Origin of the sequence: Streptomyces sp. Ru72 (genome assembly GCF_002920635.1) — a bacterium.
In the GTDB taxonomy this organism is placed as follows: domain Bacteria; phylum Actinomycetota; class Actinomycetes; order Streptomycetales; family Streptomycetaceae; genus Streptomyces.
Genome location: NZ_PQSR01000249.1, coordinates 1 through 632, shown reverse-complemented (window position 1 = coordinate 632; position 632 = coordinate 1). Strand labels below are relative to the sequence as shown.

1 protein-coding gene and 1 pseudogene are annotated in these 632 nt (G+C 67.4%); both read right to left on the bottom strand.

Annotated features, from left to right (window positions below; all coding sequences use genetic code 11):
- Positions 1 to 126 (bottom strand): transposase (locus tag C3488_RS39750; protein ID WP_374955497.1); only part of this gene is annotated, 126 nt, incomplete at its 3' end.
- 88 nt (positions 127 to 214) lie between these two features.
- A pseudogene (locus C3488_RS39745) lies at positions 215 to 632 on the bottom strand (IS5 family transposase); the annotation flags it as partial.

Genomic DNA, 632 nt, shown 5'->3' with positions numbered 1-632 from the left:
GTGCAGCACGAACAGGATCCCGCACAACGCCTGGCGATCCGGCACACGCGGCCGGCCCGAGACCAGCTTCGGCGCCGGCTTCGGGAGCAACGGCTCGATGAACGACCACAGTTCGTCCGACACGATCCACGGTCGCGACTGACGCTTCCCCACGCCCCGACCAACGAGCCGACAAGCCAACGGTCACTTGATCAACAACTTCTGTTAGGACCTCTTAGAGGTCCTGACAAAGGCGTTGGACGTGGCGGTGGGTGATGAGGCAGGTGGCGAGGCCGAGGAATGCTTCATGGATGTCGTCGCGTCGCTCCCAGCGGATCCGCAGGCGGCGGAAGCCGTGCAGCCAGGAGATCGTCCGCTCCACGACCCAGCGGAAGGTACCCAGGCCCGTACCGTGTGGCTGGCCGCGTTCGGCGATCACGGGGCGGATGCCCCGCTGCCTGAGCAGCCGCCGGTACTTGTCGTGGTCGTAGCCGCGGTCCGCGAACAGCATGTCGGGCCGGTGCCTGGGGCGGCCCGACGACACCGGCCACGGCTGGGACTTTGTCCAGCAGCGGTATCAGCTGGGTGACGTCGTTGCGGTTGCCGCCGGTCAGCGACACCGCGAGCGGGATGCCCTGGCCATCGGTGAGGAT